This window comes from [Haemophilus] ducreyi, from assembly GCF_900109315.1.
Taxonomy (GTDB): Bacteria; Pseudomonadota; Gammaproteobacteria; order Enterobacterales; family Pasteurellaceae; genus Haemophilus_B; species Haemophilus_B ducreyi.
Map to the genome: position 1 here is coordinate 38599 of NZ_FOJC01000003.1, position 25568 is coordinate 64166.

18 protein-coding genes and 3 pseudogenes are annotated in these 25568 nt (G+C 37.3%); 9 read left to right on the forward strand and 12 right to left on the reverse strand.

The features are described from left to right. The first annotated feature begins 26 nt into the window (after positions 1–26). From BMX01_RS02440 to BMX01_RS02450, 3 genes are all read left to right on the forward strand, one after another. On the forward strand, positions 27–1208 hold the full coding sequence (locus BMX01_RS02440; protein WP_064083426.1) for an FAD-dependent monooxygenase: 1182 nt from the start codon (positions 27–29) through the stop codon (positions 1206–1208). Positions 1209–1356: 148 nt separating this feature from the next. Beyond that, positions 1357–1839, forward strand: coding sequence for a hypothetical protein (locus BMX01_RS02445; RefSeq protein WP_010944566.1), 483 nt, complete (start codon positions 1357–1359; stop codon positions 1837–1839). A gap of 57 nt (positions 1840–1896) precedes the next feature. Then, on the forward strand, positions 1897–2538 hold the full coding sequence (locus BMX01_RS02450) for a hypothetical protein (protein ID WP_064082682.1): 642 nt from the start codon (positions 1897–1899) through the stop codon (positions 2536–2538). Positions 2539–2592: 54 nt separating this feature from the next. Here BMX01_RS02450 and ubiH read toward each other — a convergent pair whose 3' ends face one another. Both ubiH and selD read right to left on the reverse strand, forming a co-directional pair. Further along, entirely contained in the window at positions 2593–3792 is a 1200-nt protein-coding gene (gene ubiH, locus BMX01_RS02455; RefSeq protein WP_064082681.1) for a 2-octaprenyl-6-methoxyphenyl hydroxylase, read from the reverse strand. Between the two features lie 10 nt (positions 3793–3802). Beyond that, positions 3803–4842 (reverse strand): annotated as a pseudogene (gene selD / locus BMX01_RS02460) (selenide, water dikinase SelD). 137 nt (positions 4843–4979) lie between these two features. Here selD and prfB point away from each other — a divergent pair. Next, positions 4980–6078 (forward strand): peptide chain release factor 2 gene (prfB, locus tag BMX01_RS02470; RefSeq protein ID WP_126497618.1). Its coding sequence is split into 2 segments (ribosomal slippage): positions 4980–5054 and positions 5056–6078, totalling 1098 coding nucleotides; the frame shifts between segments, so codons are not numbered across the junction. A gap of 95 nt (positions 6079–6173) precedes the next feature. Here the strand turns inward: prfB and potC are convergent. From potC to potA, 3 genes are read right to left on the reverse strand one after another with little or no spacing between them, the layout of a single operon-like run. Then, positions 6174–6941 (reverse strand): spermidine/putrescine ABC transporter permease PotC, encoded by a 768-nt coding sequence (gene potC / locus BMX01_RS02475; protein ID WP_064082679.1) that lies wholly within the window; start codon positions 6939–6941, stop codon positions 6174–6176. After that, positions 6941–7807 carry a spermidine/putrescine ABC transporter permease PotB gene (gene potB / locus BMX01_RS02480; protein ID WP_064082678.1) on the reverse strand — a complete coding sequence of 289 codons (867 nt, stop codon included), beginning with the start codon at positions 7805–7807 and terminating at the stop codon, positions 6941–6943. Before potB ends, potC begins: the two co-directional genes overlap by 1 nt. Then, complete coding sequence (gene potA, locus BMX01_RS02485; RefSeq protein WP_074647706.1) at positions 7794–8909, reverse strand: spermidine/putrescine ABC transporter ATP-binding protein PotA; 1116 nt, start codon at positions 8907–8909, stop codon at positions 7794–7796. The genes potB and potA overlap by 14 nt, the downstream gene beginning before the upstream one ends. 308 nt (positions 8910–9217) lie before the next feature. On the opposite strand from potA, the gene rep reads away from it, so the two are divergent. Beyond that, positions 9218–11236, forward strand: a complete 2019-nt coding sequence (gene rep / locus BMX01_RS02490) for a DNA helicase Rep (RefSeq protein WP_064083245.1) — start codon at positions 9218–9220, stop codon at positions 11234–11236. A 79-nt stretch (positions 11237–11315) separates the two neighbouring features. Here rep and BMX01_RS02495 read toward each other — a convergent pair. Beyond that, positions 11316–11861, reverse strand: a pseudogene (locus BMX01_RS02495) (ABC transporter ATP-binding protein); the annotation flags it as partial. Further along, positions 11848–13368 (reverse strand): ABC transporter permease, encoded by a 1521-nt coding sequence (locus BMX01_RS02500; protein ID WP_064083037.1) that lies wholly within the window; start codon positions 13366–13368, stop codon positions 11848–11850. The gene BMX01_RS02500 and the pseudogene BMX01_RS02495, both read right to left, overlap by 14 nt. 93 nt (positions 13369–13461) lie before the next feature. On the opposite strand from BMX01_RS02500, the gene BMX01_RS02505 reads away from it, so the two are divergent. Continuing rightward, the gene (locus BMX01_RS02505; RefSeq protein WP_064082674.1) at positions 13462–14463 is read left to right on the forward strand and encodes an iron ABC transporter substrate-binding protein; all 1002 of its coding nucleotides are present in this window, start codon (positions 13462–13464) and stop codon (positions 14461–14463) included. Between the two features lie 60 nt (positions 14464–14523). On the opposite strand, the pseudogene BMX01_RS02510 reads toward BMX01_RS02505, so the two are convergent. Beyond that, positions 14524–15276 (reverse strand): annotated as a pseudogene (locus tag BMX01_RS02510) (TatD family hydrolase). A 75-nt stretch (positions 15277–15351) separates the two neighbouring features. Further along, positions 15352–16497: a methionine adenosyltransferase gene (metK, locus tag BMX01_RS02515; protein WP_064082673.1), complete on the reverse strand. Its 1146-nt coding sequence runs from the start codon at positions 16495–16497 to the stop codon at positions 15352–15354. Between the two features lie 291 nt (positions 16498–16788). On the opposite strand from metK, the gene BMX01_RS02520 reads away from it, so the two are divergent. The 3 genes from BMX01_RS02520 to clpB all read left to right on the forward strand — a co-directional run bounded on the left by BMX01_RS02520 (position 16789) and on the right by clpB (position 22189). Further along, entirely contained in the window at positions 16789–18195 is a 1407-nt protein-coding gene (locus BMX01_RS02520) for a basic amino acid/polyamine antiporter (RefSeq protein ID WP_064082672.1), read from the forward strand. 56 nt (positions 18196–18251) lie between these two features. Further along, on the forward strand, positions 18252–19394 hold the full coding sequence (gene argE, locus BMX01_RS02525) for an acetylornithine deacetylase (protein WP_074647710.1): 1143 nt from the start codon (positions 18252–18254) through the stop codon (positions 19392–19394). Positions 19395–19618: 224 nt separating this feature from the next. Further along, positions 19619–22189, forward strand: a complete 2571-nt coding sequence (gene clpB / locus BMX01_RS02530; RefSeq protein ID WP_074647713.1) for an ATP-dependent chaperone ClpB — start codon at positions 19619–19621, stop codon at positions 22187–22189. Between the two features lie 77 nt (positions 22190–22266). Here the strand turns inward: clpB and aspA are convergent, their stop codons facing one another. The 3 genes from aspA to purM all read right to left on the reverse strand — a co-directional run bounded on the left by aspA (position 22267) and on the right by purM (position 25205). Beyond that, entirely contained in the window at positions 22267–23694 is a 1428-nt protein-coding gene (gene aspA, locus BMX01_RS02535; RefSeq protein ID WP_064082669.1) for an aspartate ammonia-lyase, read from the reverse strand. Positions 23695–23822: 128 nt separating this feature from the next. Further along, complete coding sequence (locus BMX01_RS08015) at positions 23823–24023, reverse strand: DUF1294 domain-containing protein (protein WP_261786246.1); 201 nt, start codon at positions 24021–24023, stop codon at positions 23823–23825. 141 nt (positions 24024–24164) lie between these two features. Beyond that, a complete protein-coding gene (purM, locus tag BMX01_RS02545) occupies positions 24165–25205 on the reverse strand; it encodes a phosphoribosylformylglycinamidine cyclo-ligase (RefSeq protein WP_064082668.1) in 1041 nt (346 codons plus the stop codon). Between the last annotated feature and the right edge of the window lie 363 nt (positions 25206–25568).

The window sequence follows — 25568 nt, forward strand, 5'->3', positions numbered from 1 at the left end:
CCGCTTTATATGTAAAAATAACGCTTATGAAATCTGCTGATCTTATTATTATTGGTGGTGGAATGGTTGGTTTGGCACTTGCTGGCTTATTAAAAGATAGCCCTTGCCAAATTAAAATCATTGAAAAATCCGCACCACAAACCCAAAAATACTACGCCAATCGCGTCAGTGCAATTAATACCGCCAGTGAAAAAATACTACAACAACTAGGCGTGTTTGAACATCTACCAGCCGATGCTCATACTGATTATCAAAAAATAATTGTCAGTGAAAAAGATAGCTTTGCGAAAATTGAATTTGATAACAATGACTTAGCTATTAAACCACTAGGACTTACACAATTAGGGCTTATTATTGCCAATAGCCAACTACAACAAGCATTATGGCAACAAGTCAGCCAACAAAAGAATGTTGAAATAATACTCAGCACACCCAAAACGATTGGCATTAGTGAAAGTGGTGCTTTTCTTACCTTAGAAAATGGTGAAATGCTGGCTGGCAAACTAGTAGTAGGCGCTGATGGTGCACATTCTTGGCTACGTAACCAAGTTAATATCCCATTGATCAGCCAAGATTATCAACAAACTGCACTAGTCTGTTGCGTTGAAACGGCAGAACCGCATAACAACATCGCCCGCCAAATTTTTGGGCCTGATAGCATCTTAGCTTTTTTACCCTTAGCCGATAAAAATCAATGTTCAATTGTGTGGTCATTGTCCCCCGACCAAGCCAACAAACTAACCACTTGTGATGAACAACAATTTAACCAAGCACTTACGATTGCTTTTGACCATCAACTTGGATTAGTCAAATTACAAGACTCACGAAAAATTTACCCGCTTACTGCCCGTTATGCACGCGATTTCGCACACATGCGAATAGCGCTAATTGGCGATGCAGCGCATACTATCCACCCACTAGCTGGCTTAGGCGTTAATTTAGGCTTTGCCGACGCTATCACACTAGCAGAACAAATAAAATTACACTTAGCCGCCGCACATGATATTGGTGAATATCGACATTTACGTTACTTTGAACGTACACGTAAAACAGAAACAATCAAATTATTAGCTGCAATGGAAAGCTTAAAACAATTATTTAGTGGAAATAATCCGCTTAAAAAATTAATAAGAGGCATCAGTTTAGTTGGTACAAACCACTTTTCCGCTATTAAAAAAAGGCTCATTGAACAAGTAATAAACATATAAAAGACATTTTTTAAACAAAAAACCAACATAAACCACATTTTAGTGAACTAATTTTTTTAAATTTTGTCTATTAAGCGTATAATAGGCTTCCCTAATATTGAAAAGTTTCAATTAGATTGGAACTTTTATTCTTATTTAAGGAATTACTATGAAAAAATTAACCACCATTAGCGCTATTGCACTATTAGCGTTTAGTGTGACCGCTTGTAATAAACCTGATCCTGCTACAGATTATAAAAAATTTGAAGAATGGTATCAATTACAGGAAAAAACACAAGCAACTGCACAAGCAGAATTTCAACAACAACTTGCTGAAATTATGGCTAAAGATCCTAAAGACCCAGAAGCGGTTGACGCACTACTACAAAGCTTCTCAGCTAAAGTGCAAGAAACATTAGCAAGCTTAGAAAAAGTTGATGTTAATAGCGATGAAATTAAAGCATTAAAAGAGAAAACTAAAACAGTCTTAGCCTTATCAAGTGAAGTGCTTACCGAACAACTTAAAGTGCTTGCAACACCAAATGATGAAGCACAAAAAGTAGTCCAAACTAAAGCTGAACAGTTAAAAGAGAAAGCTATTGAACTACAAAAATTACAAGAAAACTTAAAAGCAAAATTTGCTAGTAAGTAATCGATAAACTTAACCATCTAGAGTAAATACTCTCAATTTCTGACATAGGACTTTCAAATGACTAAATTTACTAAAATTAGCGCAGCTGCATTATTTGCATTATTTTTAACTGCTTGTGATAAGCCTGCAAACAACCCTGTAGAAACAAAACCTGCTGCAACTGCGGCAACACAACCTGAAGCGGATAAAAAAGTTGAAGCGAAAATGGATACTGGCGCTGAAGACTACAAAAAATTCCAAGAATGGCAACAAAACCAAGAAAAATTAATTGGTGAAGCAATTAATAACGAACTTGAAAAACTTGGTGAAGAAAAAGCTAAAGATGAAACACTTGTTCAAGACACTGTAAATAATGCAATTCTTGATCAAATTGAGAAAATCCAACAAAATGCTAAATCTTTAGAGATTAAAGATGAACAAATAAAAGTATTAAAAGAGAAATCACTTGAAGCGATGGCACTTGGCGCTAAAATGATCAAACAAAATAGTGAATTAGCTAAAAACCCAACGCCTGAAGCACAAAAAGCATTTAGTGAATTACAAGTTCAATTAGACAAGATTGCGGCAGATGGCCAAACAATTGAAGCTGAATTAAATAAAAAATATGGTATCAGCACACCAGTAGAAGCTACTATTCCAACAATTAATCCTGATGAAATACCTGAAGAAGACGAAGAAGAAGAGGACGAAAACAAATAAACTTTTCTTTGAGTATAAAAATGGCTAGGTAATCCTAGCCATTTTGCTATATATTCAATGCCAGCCTAAGGCTTGATGAGCAATCCAACTCCGCCCTAAAGAAGTCTGTTCAATAGCAAATAATGCTAAATTTCTTACCGCTTGCACTGCCAAAGTTTGATCAGTAAATAACGAAACCAGTCCATTAGTCAATTGCATAATATGTTGCTGATCTGCTTGTCTAGCCTGCATAAAATATTGCAACAGACTAAACTCACCAAGATCTTTACCTTGCCCAAAAGCATCTCCCAGTAATGTTGCTAGCGTATATAAATCACGTAAAGCTAAATTAAATCCTTGTCCTGCCACTGGATGCAATAATTGTGCTGCATTTCCAACAATTGCCAATCGATGATGAACATGCGCGCTTGCTTTTTGAGACGTCAGCGGATAAGCAAAACGTTTACTCACTTGAGTAAAGCGCCCTAATTTCCAGCCAACTTGTTGTTGTAATCTCGTTAAAAAGACTTGATCAGAACTCACCATTAAAGATTCAGCTTGTTTAACACACCACACAAGTGACATTTGCTGTTCACTCATAGGTAATAATGCAATGGGACCTTCTGCCGTAAAACGCTCAAAAGCTTGAAAATGATGTGGTTGACTGATTGTAATATTTGCAATAATGGCACTTTGTTGATAATCATGGCATAACTCTGTCTTCACGCCACATTGATGGGCCAATTTCGATTGCGTTCCATCTGCAGCAATCATTAACTGGCTGTGTAATTGTTGTCCATCTTGTAACGTTAATAAACATTCCTGTGCTGAACGGTTAACCTCAATCACTTCATTTGGACAAAATAACTGCACCTTCGTTTGTTTGCTTAAACATTCAGTTAAATAATCGCCTAGTCTCGCCAGCTCAATAACACAGCCTAGCTGGCTAAGACCTAATTCATCCGCCATCAAACTTACTTTGCCAAAATGCCCCGCATCTGAAACATGCACCTGCTTAATTGGCGTTGCCATTTGCCTAATTTTAACCGCTAAATTTTCACCTATACGCGGTTGAATCTGGCTAAATTTCTGCAAACTCCCCTCAGCCAATGCAATGCTACGGGTATCGAAACCACCTTGCTGGGTATAATTAGTTGGCATTTTCTCAATCACGGCAATCCGCATGTTATGTTGGCTAAAACTACTTAAGGCTAATGCTAGCACTGAACCTGTAATAGCGCTTCCGACGATAACAACATCAAACTTTTCTGCCATTTAGCTTTCCTTAATTCACCTCAATTAATGCTTTATCTGGCGCACGATCAAATAATTTACCAATGTGAAAAAGCATACTCCCTATTTGTTGGGCAATTTGTTGTATTTTTTCGACCGCTTGTGGCTCAACCGCAATAAGTAACCCGCCAGATGTTTGTGGATCGCATAAAATTGCTTTTTGCCTGTCGCTCAATGGCGAAACTAAATTCGCATAGCTCTCAAAATTTCGTTGAGTACCACCGGGGATCATACCTTGCACCACGTATTCTTCAACACCATCGATTACTTTCACTGCGTGACTATTAATTTCAGCACGTACATTGGAAGCTTGGCATATTTCACTTAAATGCCCCAACAAGCCAAAGCCTGTTATATCCGTCATAGCGGTCACTTCCGGTAATGGGGCTAATAAAGTACCTATAGTATTGAGCTGACGCATTAAATCACGTACAAGATGTTGGTGTGGCAATGTTAACAATCCACGTTTTTCGGCGGTGGTTAAAATTCCAATACCAAGCGGTTTAGTTAAAAATAGCTCACATCCTGCCGTGGCTGAGGCATTCCGTTTGATATGTTCAATTGCCGCCATACCGGTCACTGCTAAACCAAAAATCGGCTCCATCGAATGAATAGAATGCCCACCAGCAAGCACAATGCCAGCTTGCTGACAAGCAAAACGCCCACCCTCAATAATTTTTTGTGCGATTTCTGCGGGTAATTTATCAATCGGAAAACCTAGAATAGCAATTGCCATCAGCGGTTTGCCCCCATCGCAAAAATATCACTCAATGCATTTGTTGCCGCAATACGACCAAAATCAAAAGGATCATCAACAATCGGCATAAAAAAGTCAGTAGTGCTAATAATAGCTAAACCATTGCCAATATCATACACCGCTGCATCATCTGCTGTTTCATTTCCCACTAATAATTTAGGATCAACAAATTTGTCTAGTTCACTTTGTAAAATAGTCCCTAACACCTTAGGCGAAATTTTACAGCCTCAACCAGCACCGTGACTAAATTGCGTTAAACGAATGTTATCAGACACCTTGCCTCCTAAATTTGATTTACATAGCAAGTATTGTACGCTAACTAGCACTGAGATTTTAGTAAAATTTTACAAAAGCATACTTTTTGCCAAATGCTTAAGATATAATCTTCGTTTAAATTAAAAAAGGATAAAAAATGTTTGAATTAAATCCAATTAGAACACAATTAGCCGATTTAACTGAGCGCACACATCTCATTCGGGGGTATCTTTGACTTTGATACCAAAGTTGAGCGCTTAGAAGAAGTCAATGCCGAATTAGAACAGCCTGAAATTTGGAACACACCAGAAAAAGCGCAAACTTTAGGCAAAGAACGTTCTACTTTAGAAATGGTCGTAAATACGATTAATGCGCTGATTCAAGGTATAGAAGATGTAGAAGCTTTAATTGAATTAGCCGTTGAAGCCGAAGATGAAAACACCTTATATGAAGCCCAAATAGAAGCGGACGAATTAGCCACAAAATTAGCCAAATTAGAATTTCAACGAATGTTTAGCGGCCCCTATGATGCAACTGATTGCTATCTAGATTTACAAGCAGGATCAGGTGGTACAGAAGCACAAGATTGGACAGAAATGTTGTTACGTATGTATTTACGCTGGGCAGAAAGTAAAGGTTTTAAAACAGAATTAATTGAAGTTTCTGATGGCGATGTAGCCGGTTTAAAATCAGCCACTATCCGTATAACCGGTGAATATGCATTTGGTTGGTTACGTACCGAAACAGGAATTCACCGCTTGGTGCGTAAAAGTCCATTTGATTCAAATAATCGTCGCCATACTTCTTTTGCGGCGGCTTTTGTCTATCCAGAAGTGGATAATGATGTAGATATTGAAATTAATCCGGCAGATTTACGCATCGATGTTTATCGTGCTTCCGGTGCGGGGGGGCAACACGTGAATAAAACAGAATCCGCCGTGCGAATTACTCATATGCCATCAGGTATTGTGGTGCAATGCCAAAATGGGCGTTCTCAACATCAAAATAAAGATCAATGTATGAAACAGCTGAGAGCTAAATTATACGAAATGGAAATGATGAAAAAGAACGCTGAAAAACAAGCAATGGAAGAAAATAAATCTGATATTGGTTGGGGTAGCCAAATTCGATCATATGTATTAGATGACTCTCGTATTAAAGATTTACGTACCGGTGTTGAAAACCGTAATACACAAGCCGTACTAGATGGTGATTTAGATAGGTTTATTGAAGCCAGTCTAAAAGCTTGTTTATAAAACAAGCGGTTACTTTTACAGATCATTTTTACACAAAAACAAAAATAGCCCATTAATTTGGGCTATTTTTGTTTCTGTTATTTACGCTCAATAGCTTAAACTTTTTTTCTCAATACTAACTGACTTAATACTACTAGTGACAATGAGAAAATAATCATAATCGCCGCTAAAGCATTCACCTCTGGCGTTACGCCTGTTTTAACTAATGAGAAAATTTTCAGTGGTAATACTTCATAGCTTGGGCTAGTCACAAAAGATGAAACAACAACATCATCTAATGAAATGGTAAAGCTTAATAACCAACCCGAAATAATTGAAGGCAACGCCAACGGTAAAATTATTCTGCGTAAAGTCGTCACCTCACTAGCGCCCAAATCTTTGGCAGCTTCTAACATTTTACCATCAAAATCACTCAACCGTGATGAAATAGTAATAACCACATATGGCAAACAGAAAGTAATATGCGCAATTAACAGTGATAAAAAGCCTAATTTAACACCGATAATCATAAATAACACTAACATTGAAACGGCCATAACAATATCAGGAGACATCATTACGACAAATAACATTCCGCCAACAAATTGCTTACCACGGAATTTATAACAATATAAAGCAATTGAAGTCAATGCACCTAAAATCGTAGACAATGTAGCCGCAAAAAAAGCAATTGTAATCGAATTTGTAGTGGCATTAATCAACGTATCGTTAGCAAATAAACGTTCATACCAATTCCAACTAAAGCCTTTCCATTTTAGACCATAACGATCAGCATTAAATGAATTAATCACTAAAATGATGATAGGTATATACAAGTAAACAAAGACTAAACAAACAAAAAGGTTTCTAAATATCTTTTTCATTATTCAAGCTCCACCTTTTTATTTAAAAATTTGTTAGCACGATAATATACATACAACATCAATGCCATGAGCAAGGTTAATGCAATACTGACTGCCGATCCTAATGGTAACTGGTTAGTATTCAAGAATAGACTCTTGATAATATTACCAATTAATGGCGTTTTACCGCCGCCTAATAGATCTGCAACATAGAACATTCCCATCGCAGGCAATAATACTAATAAGCAACCGGCCACAATACCCGGCATCGTTAATGGAATAGTGATACGAATAAAGCGTTGCAATGCATTTGCACCTAAATCTTTTGCCGCTTCTAATAAACGATTATCAATTTTCTCAATTGAAGAATACAGCGGTAAAATCATAAAGGGCAATAGAATATAAACCAAACCAATAATAATGGCCAATTCTGAATTGAGTAACCGTAAAGGTTGATCAATCAAACCTACTGCGAGTAATGCTTCATTCAATACACCTTTTACGCCTAAGAAAATTTTAATACCATAAATACGAATCAATGAATTAGTCCAAAAAGGCAATACCACTAGAAAAAGTAATAGCGGTCGTATTTTTGCTGGCATTTTGGCAATAATAAAAGCAAAAGGATAACCAATCAGCAAACAGAAAAAAGTCGCTATTGCTGACATTTTTAACGAGTTCCATAATACTGTTGCATAAGTATCATTAAACAAGGCCGCATACGAATCAAGATTAAAACTAAAATCAACAAAATAAGCACTTTGACGATTTTCAGTTAAAAAACTGATCAATAACACCAGTAAATTTGGAACCAGTACAAAAAGCAACAACCACCCAAAAATAACAGCCACTGTACCATTTTGAAATTTGTTATTAGCAATCTTCATCGTTGAGTACAACCTCCCAACCTTCATGCCACGTCAATGCCACTTTCTGTCCAACGGAATGATCAATATGTGGATCATCTTCATTAAAAAATTCGCTAACTAATACCTTCATACCATTATGATCAAGTTTTACACTTGATTCCAAAGTCATTCCTTTATAGTTACGATCAATAATGTGGCCAATAATTGCTTTAGAGCTTTGGTCTTCATCAAGCTCTTCAATCACAATATCTTCCGGACGTAATAATACTTTCAGTTTCTGATTCGGCACGACTTGCATATCTTCCACTTTAATGTGACAAATGCGCCCTTCCACATTCGCTTTTACATTACGCGCATCAATACGTTCAATAACAGTCGCATCAAATACATTAATTTCACCGATAAAACGTGCTACAAATAGGTTTTTGGGTTCTTCATAAATTTCACGTGGCGTACCATCTTGAGCTACTTTGCCCGCATTCATCACGATAATACGATCTGACATCGTCAACGCTTCTTCCTGATCATGAGTCACGAAAATAAAAGTAATACCTAATTGACGCTGTAATGCTTTTAATTCATTCTGCATTTCTTTGCGCAATTTATAATCAAGTGCTGACAATGATTCATCAAGTAATAACACTTTCGGTTTGTTTACTACCGCACGTGCAATCGCAATACGTTGTTGTTGACCACCTGAAAGTTGAGCCGGCTTCTGTTCTGCTCGATCTTCTAAACGGACCATTCGCAATGCTTCCATTACCCGCGGAGTAATTTGCTCATTAGGTACTTTTTGCATGCGTAATCCAAACGCCACATTTTCAAAAATGGTCATATGAGGAAAAAGTGCATAGCTCTGGAAAACAGTATTAACTGGACGTTTTTCAGCAGACACATTAGAAACATCTTGACCGTCAAGAATGATTAAACCTTCGGTTAAATCTTCAAAACCTGCAATTAAACGCAACGCTGTAGTTTTACCACAACCTGAAGGACCTAAAATAGTTAAAAATTCACCATCATTAATAGTTAAATTTAAATCTTTAAGAATCGTTTTGTCACCATAACTCTTGGTCACATTGCGAAGTTCGACGATTGTTTTTTGTTCTAACTTTTCCATCTACTTTCGTGTTCTCCCTCGTATAGTATTGAGAAAAATATTAAAAAAATGTATGTATTTCATACTCAAAATAAGTTTATTATCATATAGCGAACGCCTACTTTTTTAAAGTAAAAATTTGCTTTTTATGCTATTTATTTTGGGCTATTTTCACAAAATAAGCGGCTAATTTCGCTGAAAATAAAAGCAAACGATTGTATTGTAGTTAGCATTTTTTATGCATTGATCATAAGCAATTTTTAACAAAATTAGACCGCTTACTGCCTTTCGGCTAAAATAGGCAATATATATTGTCAAAAAACATTCCTATGAAACTCAATCAACAACAACAACAAGCGGTTGAATATGTCAATGGTGCTTGCCTTGTGCTCGCCGGTGCGGGCTCAGGCAAAACACGTGTAATTATCAACAAAATTGCCTATTTAATTGCACATTGCAACTATACGCCAAAACAAATTGCTGCGGTCACATTTACCAATAAAGCTGCTCGAGAAATACGTGAACGCGTCTCTCATTCTATCGGCAAAGAAAACAGCAAAGGGCTCACTATTTCGACCTTTCATACTCTTGGTTTTGAAATTTTAAAACGTGAATATAAATTATTAGGTTTTAAAGCGGGTATGACCTTATTTGATGAACACGATCAAATGGCACTGCTCAAACACTTACTGCCCGAAAAGGTAACTGAAGATAAGGATTTGCTCAGAGCACTAATGAGCCAAATTTCTTATTGGAAAAATGATTTACTTTCACCTGAAATGGTCATAAATCATTGCCATTCAGAGCGAGATCTTATTTTTTCAAATTTTTATCAACTGTATCAAAATCAGTTAAAAGCCTACAACGCGTTAGATTTCGATGATTTGATTATGTTGCCTGTATTATTATTTCGCCAGTATCCTGAGGCTAAAGCACGTTGGCAACAAAAAATCCGTTATTTATTAGTTGATGAATACCAAGATACTAATACAAGCCAATATGAATTAATTAAGCTGATTGTGGGTCAAAATGGGCATTTTACAGTCGTTGGTGATGACGACCAATCTATCTATTCTTGGCGAGGTGCAAAACCAGAAAATATGCAACGACTAAGAGACGATTTTGATCTTAATGTAATTAAATTAGAACAAAATTATCGTTCAAGCCAACGTATTTTACACAGTGCCAATATCTTAATTGATAATAATGATCACCTATTTCAAAAACGACTTTTCTCAACGTTGGCTGAAGGTGAAAAATTAAATGTGATTGAAGCTAAAAATGAAGAACATGAAGCGGAAAGAGTGGTTGGTGAATTAATTGCTCATCGTTTTGCAAACAAAACACAATATAAAGATTATGCCATTCTTTATCGTGGCAACCATCAATCTCGGTTACTTGAAAAGACATTAATGCAAAACAGAATACCTTATAAAATATCTGGTGGAACGTTTTTTTTTGCCCGTGTAGAAATCAAAGATATGATGGCTTATTTACGCTTAATCGTGAATCAAAATGATGATGCTGCATTCTTACGTATTGTCAATACACCTAAGCGCGAGATCGGGGCAGCCACACTTGAAAAATTAGGTCAATTAGCGAATGAAAAACACATTAGTTTATTTGATGCTATTTTTGACTTTGAGTTGATCCAGCGCATAACGCCGAAAGCCTATCAAGCATTGCAAAACTTCGCCAATTGGATCGCAATGATCGCAGACAAAGCTGAACGTGCTGATCCGCTTGAAGCTGTTAAACAACTGTTAGCCAACATTCAGTATGAAGCCTATTTATATGAACATGCTACAACACCTAAAGCTGCTGAGATGCAAAGCCGTAATGTACAAACGTTATTTGAATGGGTGCAGAATATGTTAGAAGGTGATGAACTAAACGAACCGATGAGTTTAATTCAAGTCGTCAATCGGCTCACATTACGCGATATGTTAGAACGAGGTGAAGATGATGATGAAGCAGATCAAGTGCAATTAATGACATTGCACGCTTCCAAAGGCTTAGAGTTTCCTCATGTTTTCTTAATTGGTATGGAAGAAGGTATCTTACCCCATCAAACAAGCATTGATGAAGATAATGTTGAAGAAGAACGGCGACTAGCTTATGTTGGTATTACACGAGCTCAACAAACATTAACCTTTTCACTTTGTAAAGAAAGACGGCAATACGGCGAAATAATCAAGCCTGAAGCGAGCCGTTTTTTGATGGAATTACCTCAAGACAATTTAGTTTGGGAACGTGACAGACCTAAGATTTCCGAAGAACAAAAAATAGCAAAAGTTTCAAATAATGTCGCCAACTTAATGGCAATGCTGAAAGCAAATCAAAAATAAGGCACTGATCAGTGATAGTAGCCACCCACTTTTATACGGGGGCTGACTATTCAGCCTTAAAAAATAGCCCATCGCCTTGTCGAATCTGATCTTTTAATTGTTCATCAAGCGCACTAAAAGGTTCATCTAATAAAATCAATGATGGATTAGGTGCTAACGTTCTTGCTAAGGCAACACGTTGTTGCTGTCCACCAGATAATTGATGTGGCATTCGTGTTTTAAGATCGCTGATCCCTGTAAGAGTTAACATTGAGAACACTTGTTGTTTGGCTGATTCGGTTTTAGTTTGATAATCAGCTAAACCATAAGCTACATTCTGGTAAACATTCATATTGTTGAACAATAAACCTTCTTGCACTACATAGCCTAATTTACGATGTTGAATCGGCAAAGCCATTTGCTTATCCGCCACTTTACGATCATAGAGAAATATTTCTCCCTCATTTAAGTCTTCAAAGCCTGCAATGGTACGCAATAAAGTTGACTTACCACAACCAGATTTACCTAATAAAAACAGAAATTCACCGCTAAGCAGTTCAAGATTAATGTTATATAGTACTTTGTTTTGTTCAAAGCATTTAGATAAGCTTTTGATTTTTAGAATAATATTTTTATTTGAATGCATATTTTTTTAACAGAAAAACTGGAATACCCGAAAAAATGATTAATAAAAAAGCGTAAGGTGCTGCCGCAGCATATTGTGCATCACTGGTAAATTCCCATACACCGATTGATAAGGTCCGTAGATCACTCGGCGTCAGTAATAATGTAGCCGTTAATTCTTTCATTAAATTCAAAAAAACTAATGCAAATGCTGCTGTAATACCCGATAAAATCGCCGGTAAAGTGACGGTACTAAACACAAAAAAAGCAGACTTGCCTAAGCTTTGTGCAATTTTTTCTAAATTAACCGCTACTTGCTCAATGGACGTCCTTAAGGTAGTTTGAGCCATTGGCAAATACAGCATAAAATAAGCAAAAATCACAAGCAAAAAAGTTTGATAGATGGCTGGAGTAAAATTAATACTAAAAAACACTAATGATAATCCAATCACGATACCCGGAACTGCATGTAACAAATAAGGTATTCTTTCTAGCCAAATAGTAAAATGATTTTTATAACGAACTGCTGCCCAAACTAACGGTAAAGCACAAAGAACCGTTAAAATCGCGCCGAGTGCCGAAATAAACAATGAGTTCAGCAATGATTCTAGTAATAGCATAACATCGTTGAGTTTGCTTTTTGAGTTGCCCACAATCAACCAATAAAACAAAATCATAAATGGAATCACAATACTTAGACCAAAAACGGTTAATAAACATAAAATTAAAGGTAATTGCTGCCAACGAGTCAATTGCTTAACTGGGTAAGGACGTAATACGCCTTTACTTGTGTGATATAAAATATTTTGACCACGTAATTTCATTTCTGCCCAAACCACTAGCAAGCAGATACTAACTAATATTGAAGATAATAAAGCAGCAGTGGCATTATTAAATGACATTTCATACTCTTGGAAAATAGCCGTGGTAAAAATAGGATAATTTAAGATCGACACAGCACCAAATTCAATCAACATATGCAATGCAATCAATAAGATACTCGCTCCAATCGCTGGCTTTAATTGTGGCAAAGTAACATACCAAAAAGTATGCATTTTACTTTTACCTAATGAAAGACTAATTTCTTCAAGATTTTTATCTAACCTTTTTAATCGAGCGCTAACCGGTAAATACACGAGCGGAAAAGCATTAAGACTCATAATCATAATGGCTCCCCACATTCCTTCTACTTTAAACGTTAAACTAATCCAAGTAAAACAGCTAACAAAGGCTGGAATACATAATGGTAAAGCCATCGTCGTGATGAAAAATGATTTACCCCAAAATTGATAACGTTCAAAACAAAATGCAAAAAATACCCCTATAACCACCGCTATACAAGTAACTGCTACCATTAAAACAAGTGTGTTACTTAATAATTCCCACATTCTCGGACGCCATAATAGTTCAACTGCGCGTGGTATACCAACCTGATATGACCGCATCAAAATATAAGCAAAGGGCAATAATAATGGCAAGCTAATAAAAATACAGATTGCTTTTAACCAAAAAGGAAATTTGTTATTCATCCCATTCATTTAACCATAATAATTGAAAATAATTCTTGTTTAGTTTTTTGTCTATTCTATATTAAATAAGTATTAACCTATATAGGAGAAGTTATGAAATTTAATTTTAACGTTACTACAATCCTTACTGTATTAGCCACTAGTTACTCAACAACAGCACTTGCTGATATTACCATTTATAATGGCCAACATAAGGAAGCCGCTAATACCGTGGCAGAAGCATTTACGCAAGAAACTGGTATTAAAGTCATTTTAAACAGTGATAAAAGTGAAAAACTAGCGGGTCAATTGCAAGAAGAAGGTGACGAGTCCCCCGCAGATATATTTTACGCTGAACAGATTACGCCTTTGGTTACACTTTCAGCAGCAAATCTATTAGAGCCTCTAACGGAGGAGATTATAAACCAAACTAAACAAGTTGGCGTACCAACCGCCACGAATAAAGACTGGGTTGCACTAAGTGGTCGTTCTAGAGTGGTAGTGTATGATAAAAATAAATTATCACCAAAAGATATGGAAAAATCGGTGCTTGATTATGCGACACCAAAATGGAAAGACAAAATCGGTTATGTACCAACCTCGGGAGCATTTTTAGAACAAGTTATCGCAATTAGCAAATTAAAAGGCGAACAAATAGCACTTAATTGGCTCAAAGGACTTAAACAAAACGGTAAACTTTATGCTAAAAATAGCGTTGCCTTACAAGCGGTCGAAAATGGCGAAATTCCTGCCGCATTAATCAACAATTATTATTGGTATGCCTTTGCTAAAGAGAAAGATCTTAAAAACGTAAACAGCCGTTTATACTTCATCCGTCATCAAGATCCAGGTGCATTAGTCACTTATTCAGGAATTGCCGTGTTAAAAAATGCCAAAAATAAAGAAGAAGCAAAAAAATTCATTGAATTTATGACTAGCCAAAAAGGTCAACAAGTATTAGTTTCTGCACGTGCCGAATATCCATTAAGAAAAGATGTTATTTCACCATTTAACATGGAAGCCTATGAAAAATTAGAAGCTCCGGTTATACCTACTACGACTAATGAAGACAAAGAAAAAGCCAATAGGCTCATTGAACAAGCAGGGCTTAAATAGCCCCCTTTGGTAAGATATATTAGGCACGTTTATCCTGCCTTTATTTGCCATTTTTATCAGTTAACACTGATAAAATGTTACTACATTTTGTTTAATCTGTTGTGCAATCGTTGCCTTAGATTCATTCCTTAATATAGCTAATTGTGTCAATATAGCATCTAACTGTGTTGAAATTGACGTATTTACTAGATTTTGATGTTACCAAGGGCTATCGGTTTCAATCAATAGCCTATCAAGAGGGAGTTTTTGAGCGACTTTTTGAGTGTTAACATTCCATAAAATATCTGGCGTCACGCTAGCAAAATAAGGTGAAGCCAGAAAATCAGCTAAACTCTGTTCATCCGTTTTGAACCAATGGAAATGTGCTTTTTCAAACTGATATTTTTCAAGTAGTTGCATTGTTAGCACAACATCGCTATGCACCACATGCAAATTAAGCGGTAAATCTAACCGCTTTGCAAGTTGAATAAAATCGGAAAGTAACGCAAGGTAGGGAGCATAATCAAGGCTTGGTTGTTCACGTTTTAAATAATGAGGTAAGCCAACTTCACCAATTACCGTCAAATATTGCCGATGGTCAATAATCCAGTCAAATAAAACTTGTTGACTCATTTTATCTGGCAAGGTTTGCTCTGGATGAAAGCCAGCAGCTATATGCAACTTGCTAGGAGCCTGTCGTTGCAACTGCAATAATTGCTTAGCACTCACTAAATCCGTACTAACCGCCAACACCCCACTGATTAGTTCATCTACTAAAATGTGTCTAACTTGGTTTGAGTTAAGCTGATCTAAATGAAGATGACTATCAAACATTAGTTTATTCTACTTAAAAAAAAAAGGGTAATTTTGCTATTTTTTTACAAAATTACCCGCTTATTATGTGATAAATTATAAAGCTAGACGTAATGCTTCCGCTTTATCCGTTCTTTCCCAAGGGAATTGCTCACGCCCAAAATGACCATAAGCAGCAGTTTCACGATAAATAGGTTGAATTAAATCTAACATTTTGATTAAGCCATATGGGCGTAAGTCAAAGTTTTGATAGATTAATTTAACTAACGTATCGTTCGATACTTTACCTGTTCCAAAGGTTTCAACCATAATTGAAGTTGGATCTGCTACGCCAATCGCATAAGAAAGTTGGATTTCACAGCGATCTGCGAGCCCAGCTGCCACAATATTTTTTGCGACATAACGCGCTGCATACGCTGCTGAGCGGTCAACTTTTGAAGGATCTTTACCCGAAAATGCTCCGCCACCGTGCCGCGCTGCACCGCCATAAGTATCTACAATAATCTTACGGCCAGTTAAACCACAGTCGCCCATTGGTCCACCGATAACAAAACGACCGGTTGGATTAATGAAATACTTGGTATGCTGATTTAGCCACTCACTTGGTAAAGTTGGCTTAATGATTTCTTCCATCACGCCTTCAATTAACTCTTTTTGCTTAACTTCTTCAACGTGTTGTGTAGAAAGTACTACCGCATCAATACCAATAATTTGGTTATTTTCATAAGCAAAAGTTAACTGACTTTTCGCATCTGGACGCAGCCAAGCTAATTTTCCTGATTTACGCACTTCAGCTTGACGTTGCATTAAACGGTGCGCATACGTTATCGGAGCAGGCATCAAAACGTCTGTTTCATTAGTAGCATAACCAAACATAATGCCTTGGTCGCCGGAACCTTGTGCTAATGGATCTTCACGATCGACGCCTTGATTAATATCTGGCGATTGTTTACCTATTGCATTTAATACTGCACAAGAATGAGCATCAAAGCCCATATCAGAATGGCTATAACCGATATCATAAATGACTTGGCGAGTAAGATTTTCAATATCAACCCAAGCAGAAGTGGTAATTTCCCCCCCTACTAATGCCATACCTGTTTTGACATAGGTTTCACACGCTACACGTGCTTTCGGATCTTGTTTTAAGATTTCATCTAACACAGCATCAGAAATTTGATCCGCGATTTTGTCTGGATGTCCTTCTGAAACTGATTCAGACGTAAATAAATTAATTACCATCGAATTTAACCTCATTTCATCGCTAGGTTGCAAGGTACTTATTTTCAAATTTACGCTGTACCAAAGCATAATAACTGAAAACAAGCGGTCAAATATACGCAAAAATTTGCATATTCAGACCGCTTGCGCACTCATTTGATTTATTTGTACATCTAGACGTCTATAATATAGTTTTTATTCATTGAATGCAAATATTTTTTGTTACTTTCCGTTAGTTTAACAATAGGGAACTTTCTTATTTTATGATAAATTATGCACTTTACGTGAATAACCATTATATAAGGGCAGTTAATGTCAAAACAAAAAATTGGCCTATTTTCGCTCACCGCTTTAGTCTTAAGCTCGATGATCGGCTCTGGTATTTTTAGCCTACCTCAAAATATGGCTGAAGTAGCTGGTGCACAAGCATTACTGATCGGTTGGGCTATTACTGGCATTGGTATCCTCTTTTTAGGTCTATCTTTCTTTTTTCTCTCGCGATTAAAACCAGAATTAGAAGGTGGTGTATATACTTATGCTCGTGAAGGCTTTGGCGATTTAGATTTAGTCGGTGGTTTATCCGCTTGGGGCTATTGGCTTTGTACCGCTATCGGCAGTGTCGGTTACCTAGTGGTTGCCTTTGAAGGTTTGGGAACCTTTGTTGACAGCGAACAGTTGATTATTTTTGCACAAGGCAATACTGTTGTTGCCATATTAGGGGCATCAATTATTGTTTGGCTAGTGCATCATTTAATCGCACGAGGTATTCGTGAAACGGCTTACGTAAACTTAATTGCTACGATCGTCAAAACATTGCCACTGTTATTATTTATTGCGTTAGCTATTTGGTTCTTTTCACCTACACAATTTTTAGCTGATTTTAGCGGTCAAAAACTAGCAACTAATACCTTATCCCAAGTCAAAAATACGATGCTAATTACCCTTTGGGTATTTGTTGGCGTTGAAGGGGCTTCCGTACTTTCAGCTTATGCTAAACGTAAAAGCGATGTGGGGCTAGCAACATTGTTGCGGATTTTAATTACATTGGTGCTTTATGTTGCCATTACGTTACTTTCATTAGGGATTTTACCCCGTGAAGTGATTGCTGAAATGGCTAATCCATCAATGGCAGGCTTAATGGAACAAATGATTGGTACAAGCGGTAAAATTATCCTGACATTTTGTTTGATCATTTCGGTTTTAGCTTCATATATGAGCTGGACAATGTTTTCCTCAGAAATTCCTTTCCAAGCGGCCAAAAAACACGTATTTCCCAAATTACTCAATCGAACTAATATCAATGGCACCCCAATTGCAGGGCTATGGTTAACGAATGTTGCTATTCAAATCTGTTTGTTATTAGTGTTATTTACTGGCAAAGGTTACAGCACACTCATTCAGCTTTCAACAACGATGATTTTAGTCCCATATTTTTTAGTTGGTGCTTATTTATTCAAAATATCCATGCAACAAAATGCCGTATGGTATATCAAGCTGACAGGCCTAATGGCTTCGCTGTATGGTTTATGGATCGTCTATGCCGCAGGCTTAGATTATTTATTATTATCAGTAGTATTATATATCCCTGGCATTGCGCTATATGCTTATTCACAACAGCAAAAACACGGCTACATTCCTCTTAACCAAGCAGAAAAAGGCTTATTAGTTGTGATTGGCATATTATGCATTGGCGCAATCTATAGCCTTATTACAGGTTAATACAGGCTTAACATTACTGATTTTTACCACTCATCATACAACAAAGAGAACTCTGAATGGCTAATACTACATTTATTCAACGTTACCGCCAATTGATTGCAATTCCAACTATTTCTAGCTTAGTGCCGAGTGAAGATTTATCTAATAAAGCATTAATTGATACGCTGGCTAGTTGGTTAGCTGATTTTGGCTTTAATATTGATATTATTGAAGTAGTAGGTAGCCGTAATAAATATAATTTACTTGCCACCCTTGGTGAAGGGCAAGGCGGTTTATTACTAGCAGGGCACACGGATACGGTCCCTTTTGACCAAGGAAAGTGGCAATCTGATCCTTTTGTTTTAACCGAAAAAGCGGGTAAATTTTATGGTTTAGGCACCGCAGATATGAAAGGCTTTTTTGCCTTTATTGTAGAGGTATTGGCTAGCCTCGATCTCAAAAAATTAAACAAACCACTGCGAATTTTAGCCACTGCCGATGAAGAAACAACCATGTTAGGTGCAAGAACTTTTGCCAAGCATACACATATTCGCCCAGATTGTGCCATTATTGGCGAACCGACTTCGCTAAAACCGATCCGTGCACATAAAGGACACCTTGGACAAGCGGTCAGAATTACCGGCAAAAGTGGCCATTCTAGCGATCCCGCTAAAGGCATCAATGCAATTGACTTAATGCACCAAGCAACGGGTTATTTAATAAATATGCGTAATCAATTACGCGATCGATATCATAATGATTTATTCCAAGTCCCTTATCCAACCATGAACTTTGGAAACATCCACGGCGGAGATGCCATTAATCGCATCTGTGCTTGTTGCGAATTACAATTTGATCTACGACCGCTACCTAATTTAGCGATTGCAGATCTCTATGCAATGGTCAATCAAAACCTACAACCACTATTAGAACAATATGGCGATTTAATTGAAATCCGCCATCTACACGATGCGATTCCCGGCTACGAATGCCCACCATCATCTCAAGTGGTGCAAATCGTTGAAAAACTGCTAGGCGAAAAATGCGATGCCGTCAATTACTGTACAGAAGCCCCTTTCATTCAACAACTTTGCCCAACCTTAGTATTAGGGCCGGGCTCCATTGAACAAGCCCATCAACCAAATGAATATTTATCCGCAAAATTTATTGAACCCACACGGCAATTATTAACGAACATCATTCAACATTTATGTACCTAATCAATCTCACAGGGTCCATTATTAGCCCCCATTAACCACATCTGCACGTTTAAGCAATCTTAGGCTCAACGCCTCCTTAACCGCATATTATTTTGCGATCACCACAAACATTGTGATTATTTTTTAACTATTTGGCTTGAAATTAATCAACAGAGCTCCATTTATTAATACGTTGAAGCGGAAACGCTATTTCGATCTTATTAATCCAATTGAGGAGCAAGAGTATGAATTTCGAAAAATTTACAACTAAATTGCAAGAAGCATTAAATGAAGCACAATCATTAGCAGTCGCCAAAGATAATGCCTATATTGAACCGGTTCATTTACTTTATGCCTTAGTAAAACAACAAGATGGCGCAATCGCCCCGTTATTTACTACCTTAAATGTATCAACCCAAACGTTAATCAACGAGTTAGAGCTGATCTTAACTCAATTACCACAAGTAACCGGTACAACAACACAAGCATCACAACAACTTATTCGTTTATTAAATCAAACGGCTAAATTAGCCAAACAATTTAACGACAGCTTTATTTCATCAGAATTATTTTTACTGGCTGTATTAGATGATCATGGCAGCTTAGGTAAATTATTTAAAGCATTTGGCTTAACAAAAGAAAACGTCACGCAAGCAATCAGCCAAATGCGAGGAGGAGAGAGTGTGAACAATCAGAATGCAGAGCAAACAAGGCAAGCATTACAAAAATATACCATTGATTTAACTGAACGCGCCAAAACAGGCAAATTAGATCCCGTGATTGGCCGTGATGAAGAAATTCGCCGTACCGTACAAGTATTACAACGCAGAACTAAAAATAATCCCGTATTAATCGGCGAACCCGGAGTGGGTAAAACTGCCATTGTTGAAGGCCTAGCACAACGTATTGTGAATGGAGAAGTACCAGAAGGTTTAAAAAATAAACGCGTATTATCATTAGATATGGGCGCACTTATTGCGGGAGCAAAATATCGAGGCGAATTTGAAGAACGTTTAAAAGCGGTATTAAATGAACTCGCCAAAGAAGAAGGGCAAGTTATTTTATTTATTGACGAAATTCATACGATGGTAGGCGCAGGTAAAACCGATGGCGCAATGGATGCTGGCAACCTATTAAAACCAAGTTTAGCACGCGGTGAATTACATTGCGTTGGCGCAACTACCCTAGATGAATATCGACAATATATTGAAAAAGATGCCGCGCTAGAACGCCGTTTCCAAAAAGTTTTAGTTGATGAACCAAGTGTTGAAGACACCATTGCTATTTTACGTGGCTTAAAAGAACGTTATGAAATTCATCATCACGTACAAATTACTGATCCAGCCATTGTAGCCGCTGCAACGCTCTCTCATCGTTATATTAGCGATCGCCAATTACCGGATAAAGCGATTGATTTAATCGACGAAGCGGCTTCTAGTTTACGTATGGAAATAGATTCTAAACCAGAGCCATTAGATAAACTCGAGCGCCGTATTATTCAATTAAAATTGGAACGCCAAGCGCTCCAAAAAGAAAAAGATGAAGCTAGTCGCCAACGACTTGCAAAATTAGATGAAGAAATGACCGCTAAAGCACAAGAATATTCAGCACTTGAAGAAGTGTGGAAAGCGGAAAAATCTGCTTTACTTGGCACACAACATCTTAAAACAGAATTAGAAAATGCACGCATTGCAATGGATCAAGCCAAACGCGCAGATAATTTTGAAAAAATGTCAGAATTACAATATGGCACCATTCCAGCATTAGAAAAACAGTTGCAAGACGCCATTAAACGTGAAGAGGAAAACAATGATCACCATTTGTTACGTACTAAAGTAACCGAAGAAGAAATTGCAGAAGTATTATCAAAAGCGACAGGAATTCCGATCACAAAAATGATGGAAGGCGAAAAAGAAAAATTACTGCGTATGGAACAAGTATTACATAGCCGAGTTATCGGGCAAAATGAAGCCGTAGAAGCAGTAGCAAATGCGATTCACCGTAGCCGTGCAGGGCTTGCTGATCCAAATAAACCCATTGGTTCATTTTTATTCCTTGGGCCAACCGGAGTCGGTAAAACTGAGTTAAGCAAAACATTAGCCAACTTTTTATTTGATGATGAAAATGCCATCGTGCGGATCGATATGTCAGAATTTATGGAAAAACATAGCGTATCACGCTTAGTCGGGGCACCTCCCGGTTATGTAGGTTATGAACAAGGGGGCTATTTAACTGAAGCAGTTCGTCGCCGTCCATATTCTGTAGTCTTACTAGATGAAGTGGAAAAAGCCCACCCTGATGTGTTTAATATCTTATTACAAGTATTAGATGACGGGCGTTTAACCGATGGACAAGGTAGAACAGTGGATTTCAGCAACACTGTAGTGATCATGACCTCAAATTTAGGCGCGCATTTGATCCAAGAAAATGCAGAAATCACTTATTTAGCGATGAAAGAAATGGTAATGTCAGTGGTAAGTCAACACTTCCGCCCTGAATTTATCAACCGTATTGATGAAACCGTGGTCTTCCATCCACTCGATCAACAGCATATTCGCGCAATTGCTAATATTCAATTACAGCGTTTGATACGACGGCTTGCTGAACGTGGCTACCAAGTGACAATAAGTAATACCGCCTTAGATCATATCAGCCAAGCGGGCTTCGACTCTTTATTTGGTGCTCGTCCATTAAAACGTGCGATCCAACAAGAGCTTGAAAATCCTCTTGCCCAACAAATATTAAGTGGCAAATTATTGCCAAATAATCCTGTGATTATTGATTATCAAGATAATCACATCATTGCTAAACAATGATAACTATCTGATAAAAAAAGCGGTCCTATTTAGCTAAACATAACTAAATCGGACCGCTTTATTAATTTAAACGTTAGTTATTCATCTTCCGTAAACCGTTTTGCTTTATAAATTGGGTGCATTAAATTTTCCACTGAAAGAATATCATCTAACTGAGCTTCGGTGAGCAATCCTTTTTCGAGAATGACTTCACGTACACCTTTCCCCGTTTCAGCACAAATCTTACCCACAATATCGCCATTATGATGGCCAATAAATGGATTAAGATAAGTGACAATCCCAATTGAATTAAACACAAAATTTTCGCAGATTTCTTTATTGACACTGATGCCATCAACGCATTTATCACGTAAATTGACACACGCATTTGCTAAAATGGCAATAGATTCAAAAATTGCCTGTCCAATCACCGGCTCCATTACATTCAATTGTAACTGCCCCGCTTCTGCTGCAAAAGTAACGCTTGTATCATTACCTATCACTTTAAAGCATACTTGATTAACCACCTCAGGCACCACTGGATTTACTTTAGCTGGCATAATAGAAGAACCCGCTTGCAATTCTGGCAGATTGATTTCATTCAAACCCGCTCTAGGCCCAGATGAAAGTAAGCGTAAATCATTACATACTTTAGATAACTTAACCGCAGTACGTTTCAACGCACCGTGTACCATTACATAAGCACCACAATCTGAAGTTGCTTCAATTAAATTTTCTGATAAAACACAAGCTAAACCGGTTACTTCTGATAAATATTTTACCGCTAATTCTGAATAACCCACCGGTGTATTTAACCCCGTGCCAATTGCAGTTGCGCCTAAGTTAACTTCAAGTAATAATTGAGCAGTACGTTTTAAATTACGTACTTCTTCTGCTAATAACACCGCAAATGCTTTAAATTCTTGACCAACTGTCATAGGCACTGCATCTTGCAACTGTGTACGCCCCATTTTAAGAACATTGGCAAATTCGACCGCTTTCGCTTCAAAGCCCTGTTGTAAATAAAGGACTTGTTCAATTAAATGCATTAAACTGTTATACACAGCAATGCGGAATCCTGTAGGATAAGCATCATTCGTTGATTGACTAGCATTAACGTGATCCATTGGATCAATAATATGATATTCCCCTTTTTTATGCCCTAGCATTTCAAGCGCTAAGTTAGCAATAACCTCATTAGTGTTCATATTAACCGAGGTACCGGCACCGCCTTGATAAACATCTGACGGAAATTGATCCATACAACGACCATTGACTAAAATTTCATCACACGCTTGCACAATAGCCTGTGCCACTTTTTTGGGAATTGCACCTAACTCGCCATTTGCTAATGCGGTGGCTTTTTTCACCATAATCATACCACGGACAAATTCAGGTATATCTGAAATAGTATTGTTAGAAATATTAAAATTTTCAACCGCTCTTAAAGTATGAATTCCCCAATAGACCTGATTTGGCACTTCTCTTTCGCCGAGTAAATCCACTTCAATACGCACATTACTCATATTATTTACCTCAAAAATAAATCAAAAATATAAAATTCATTATAGATCATAACTATTTCGAGTAAAAAGAAATGTGATACGCTTCACATTTTACTGAGCTTTACTCGTATATAAATTAACCTTTCGGATTAGAAATTCTTATGATTAAAGATCAAAACGTAGTATAAAATAGGTAAAACTAATAGCCAAAATAACCCTGCCAAACTCACAGTAAAATGGAAATACCACTTTTTACTTTTATGACGAAGATATTTAATCGCTAAAAAAACGCCGATAAAACCACCCATTGCCGTTAAAAACAATAAGTTCGATTCAGCGATCCGTTGCATTTTTTTACCGCTTGTCGCTTATCCTAATACATCAAATAAAAGCAAACCGCGTTAATCAATACTGCATAAATTACTAACATTATCATTCACTAAATAAAAAGACCGCTTGTATCAGCACAAGCGGTCTATCTTTCTGTTTTTTTACGATTCAATAATTTCGACTTGTTCACCTTCTTGCGTTAAATGATCAATATGACCAATTACCCACGCATTTTCGCCCGCTTGCGTTAGCACGGCTAATGCCGTTTCAACATCTTTGCTGGATACTGCAATCACCATTCCAACACCACAGTTAAAGGTGCGATACATTCCATAACGGCTAATATTACCTTTTTCTTGTAACCATTTAAATACTGCGGGCCATTGCCAAGATTGTTCATTAATAACCGCCTTAGTGGCTTTAGGTAACACGCGCGGGATATTTTCCCAAAAACCACCGCCTGTTAAATGTGCGATAGCGTGAACCTCAACTTGCTTAATTAGCGATAAAACAGATTTAACGTAGATTTTAGTGGGTGCTAATAAATGTTCGCTTAATGGTTTACCTGCCAATTCATCTGTTGCGGTTGCGCCACTGACTTCTAACACTTTACGGATCAATGAATAGCCATTTGAGTGTGGACCACTTGAAGCCAAAGCAATTAATGTATCGCCCGCTTTAACCGCTAAACCATCAATAATCTCCGCTTTTTCCACTACGCCAACACAAAAACCAGCTAAATCATAATCCCCCACGTGATACATTCCCGGCATTTCAGCGGTTTCACCGCCGACTAACGCACAGCCTGCCATTTCACAGCCATCAGCAATACCTTTAATCACCTCAGCAGCAACATTAACCTCTAATTTACCCGTTGCATAATAATCTAAGAAGAATAATGGCTCTGCGCCTTGTACCACTAGATCATTCACGCACATAGCCACTAAATCTTGCCCAATCGTATCATGTTTATTGAGATCAATCGCTAAGCGAAGTTTAGTGCCTACACCATCTGTACCTGAGACTAAAACTGGTTCTTTATATTTGGTGGGTAATGAGCATAATGCACCAAAACCACCTAGCCCGCCCATCACTTCTGGGCGACGAGTACGTTTTACATCTGCTTTTATGCTTTCTACTAATTCATTACCTGCGTGGATATCCACGCCAGCGTCTTTATAGCTAAGTTGTGTATTGCTCACGATTAACCTCAGAGTTAAAATTAAAGTTAAAGAAAATTCGTACTGATTATACCACCAAGCAAACGGTTGCGGTATAAACTTTTTGCCAAAAAGCACCACTAAATTGTGCTTTTATCCACCAATTGGCGATCTTATTGCCATCCATAACCGACGGCTAGCTTATCTATTAATGCCAACGGCGTCAGGAATTTGTGAGACAAGTCAGGCAAAGCAGTGTTATAATTTAATCTCTCAAGCGGGCAGTTTTCTGAAATTTTTAACAAAAAATGGCATAAAACTACCGCTTATTTTTCTTAATCTCGTGGTTCGAAAACCTCCCACGCTTAAAAGCATTGCTTTTCAAAATCAAAACTAAGGAACACA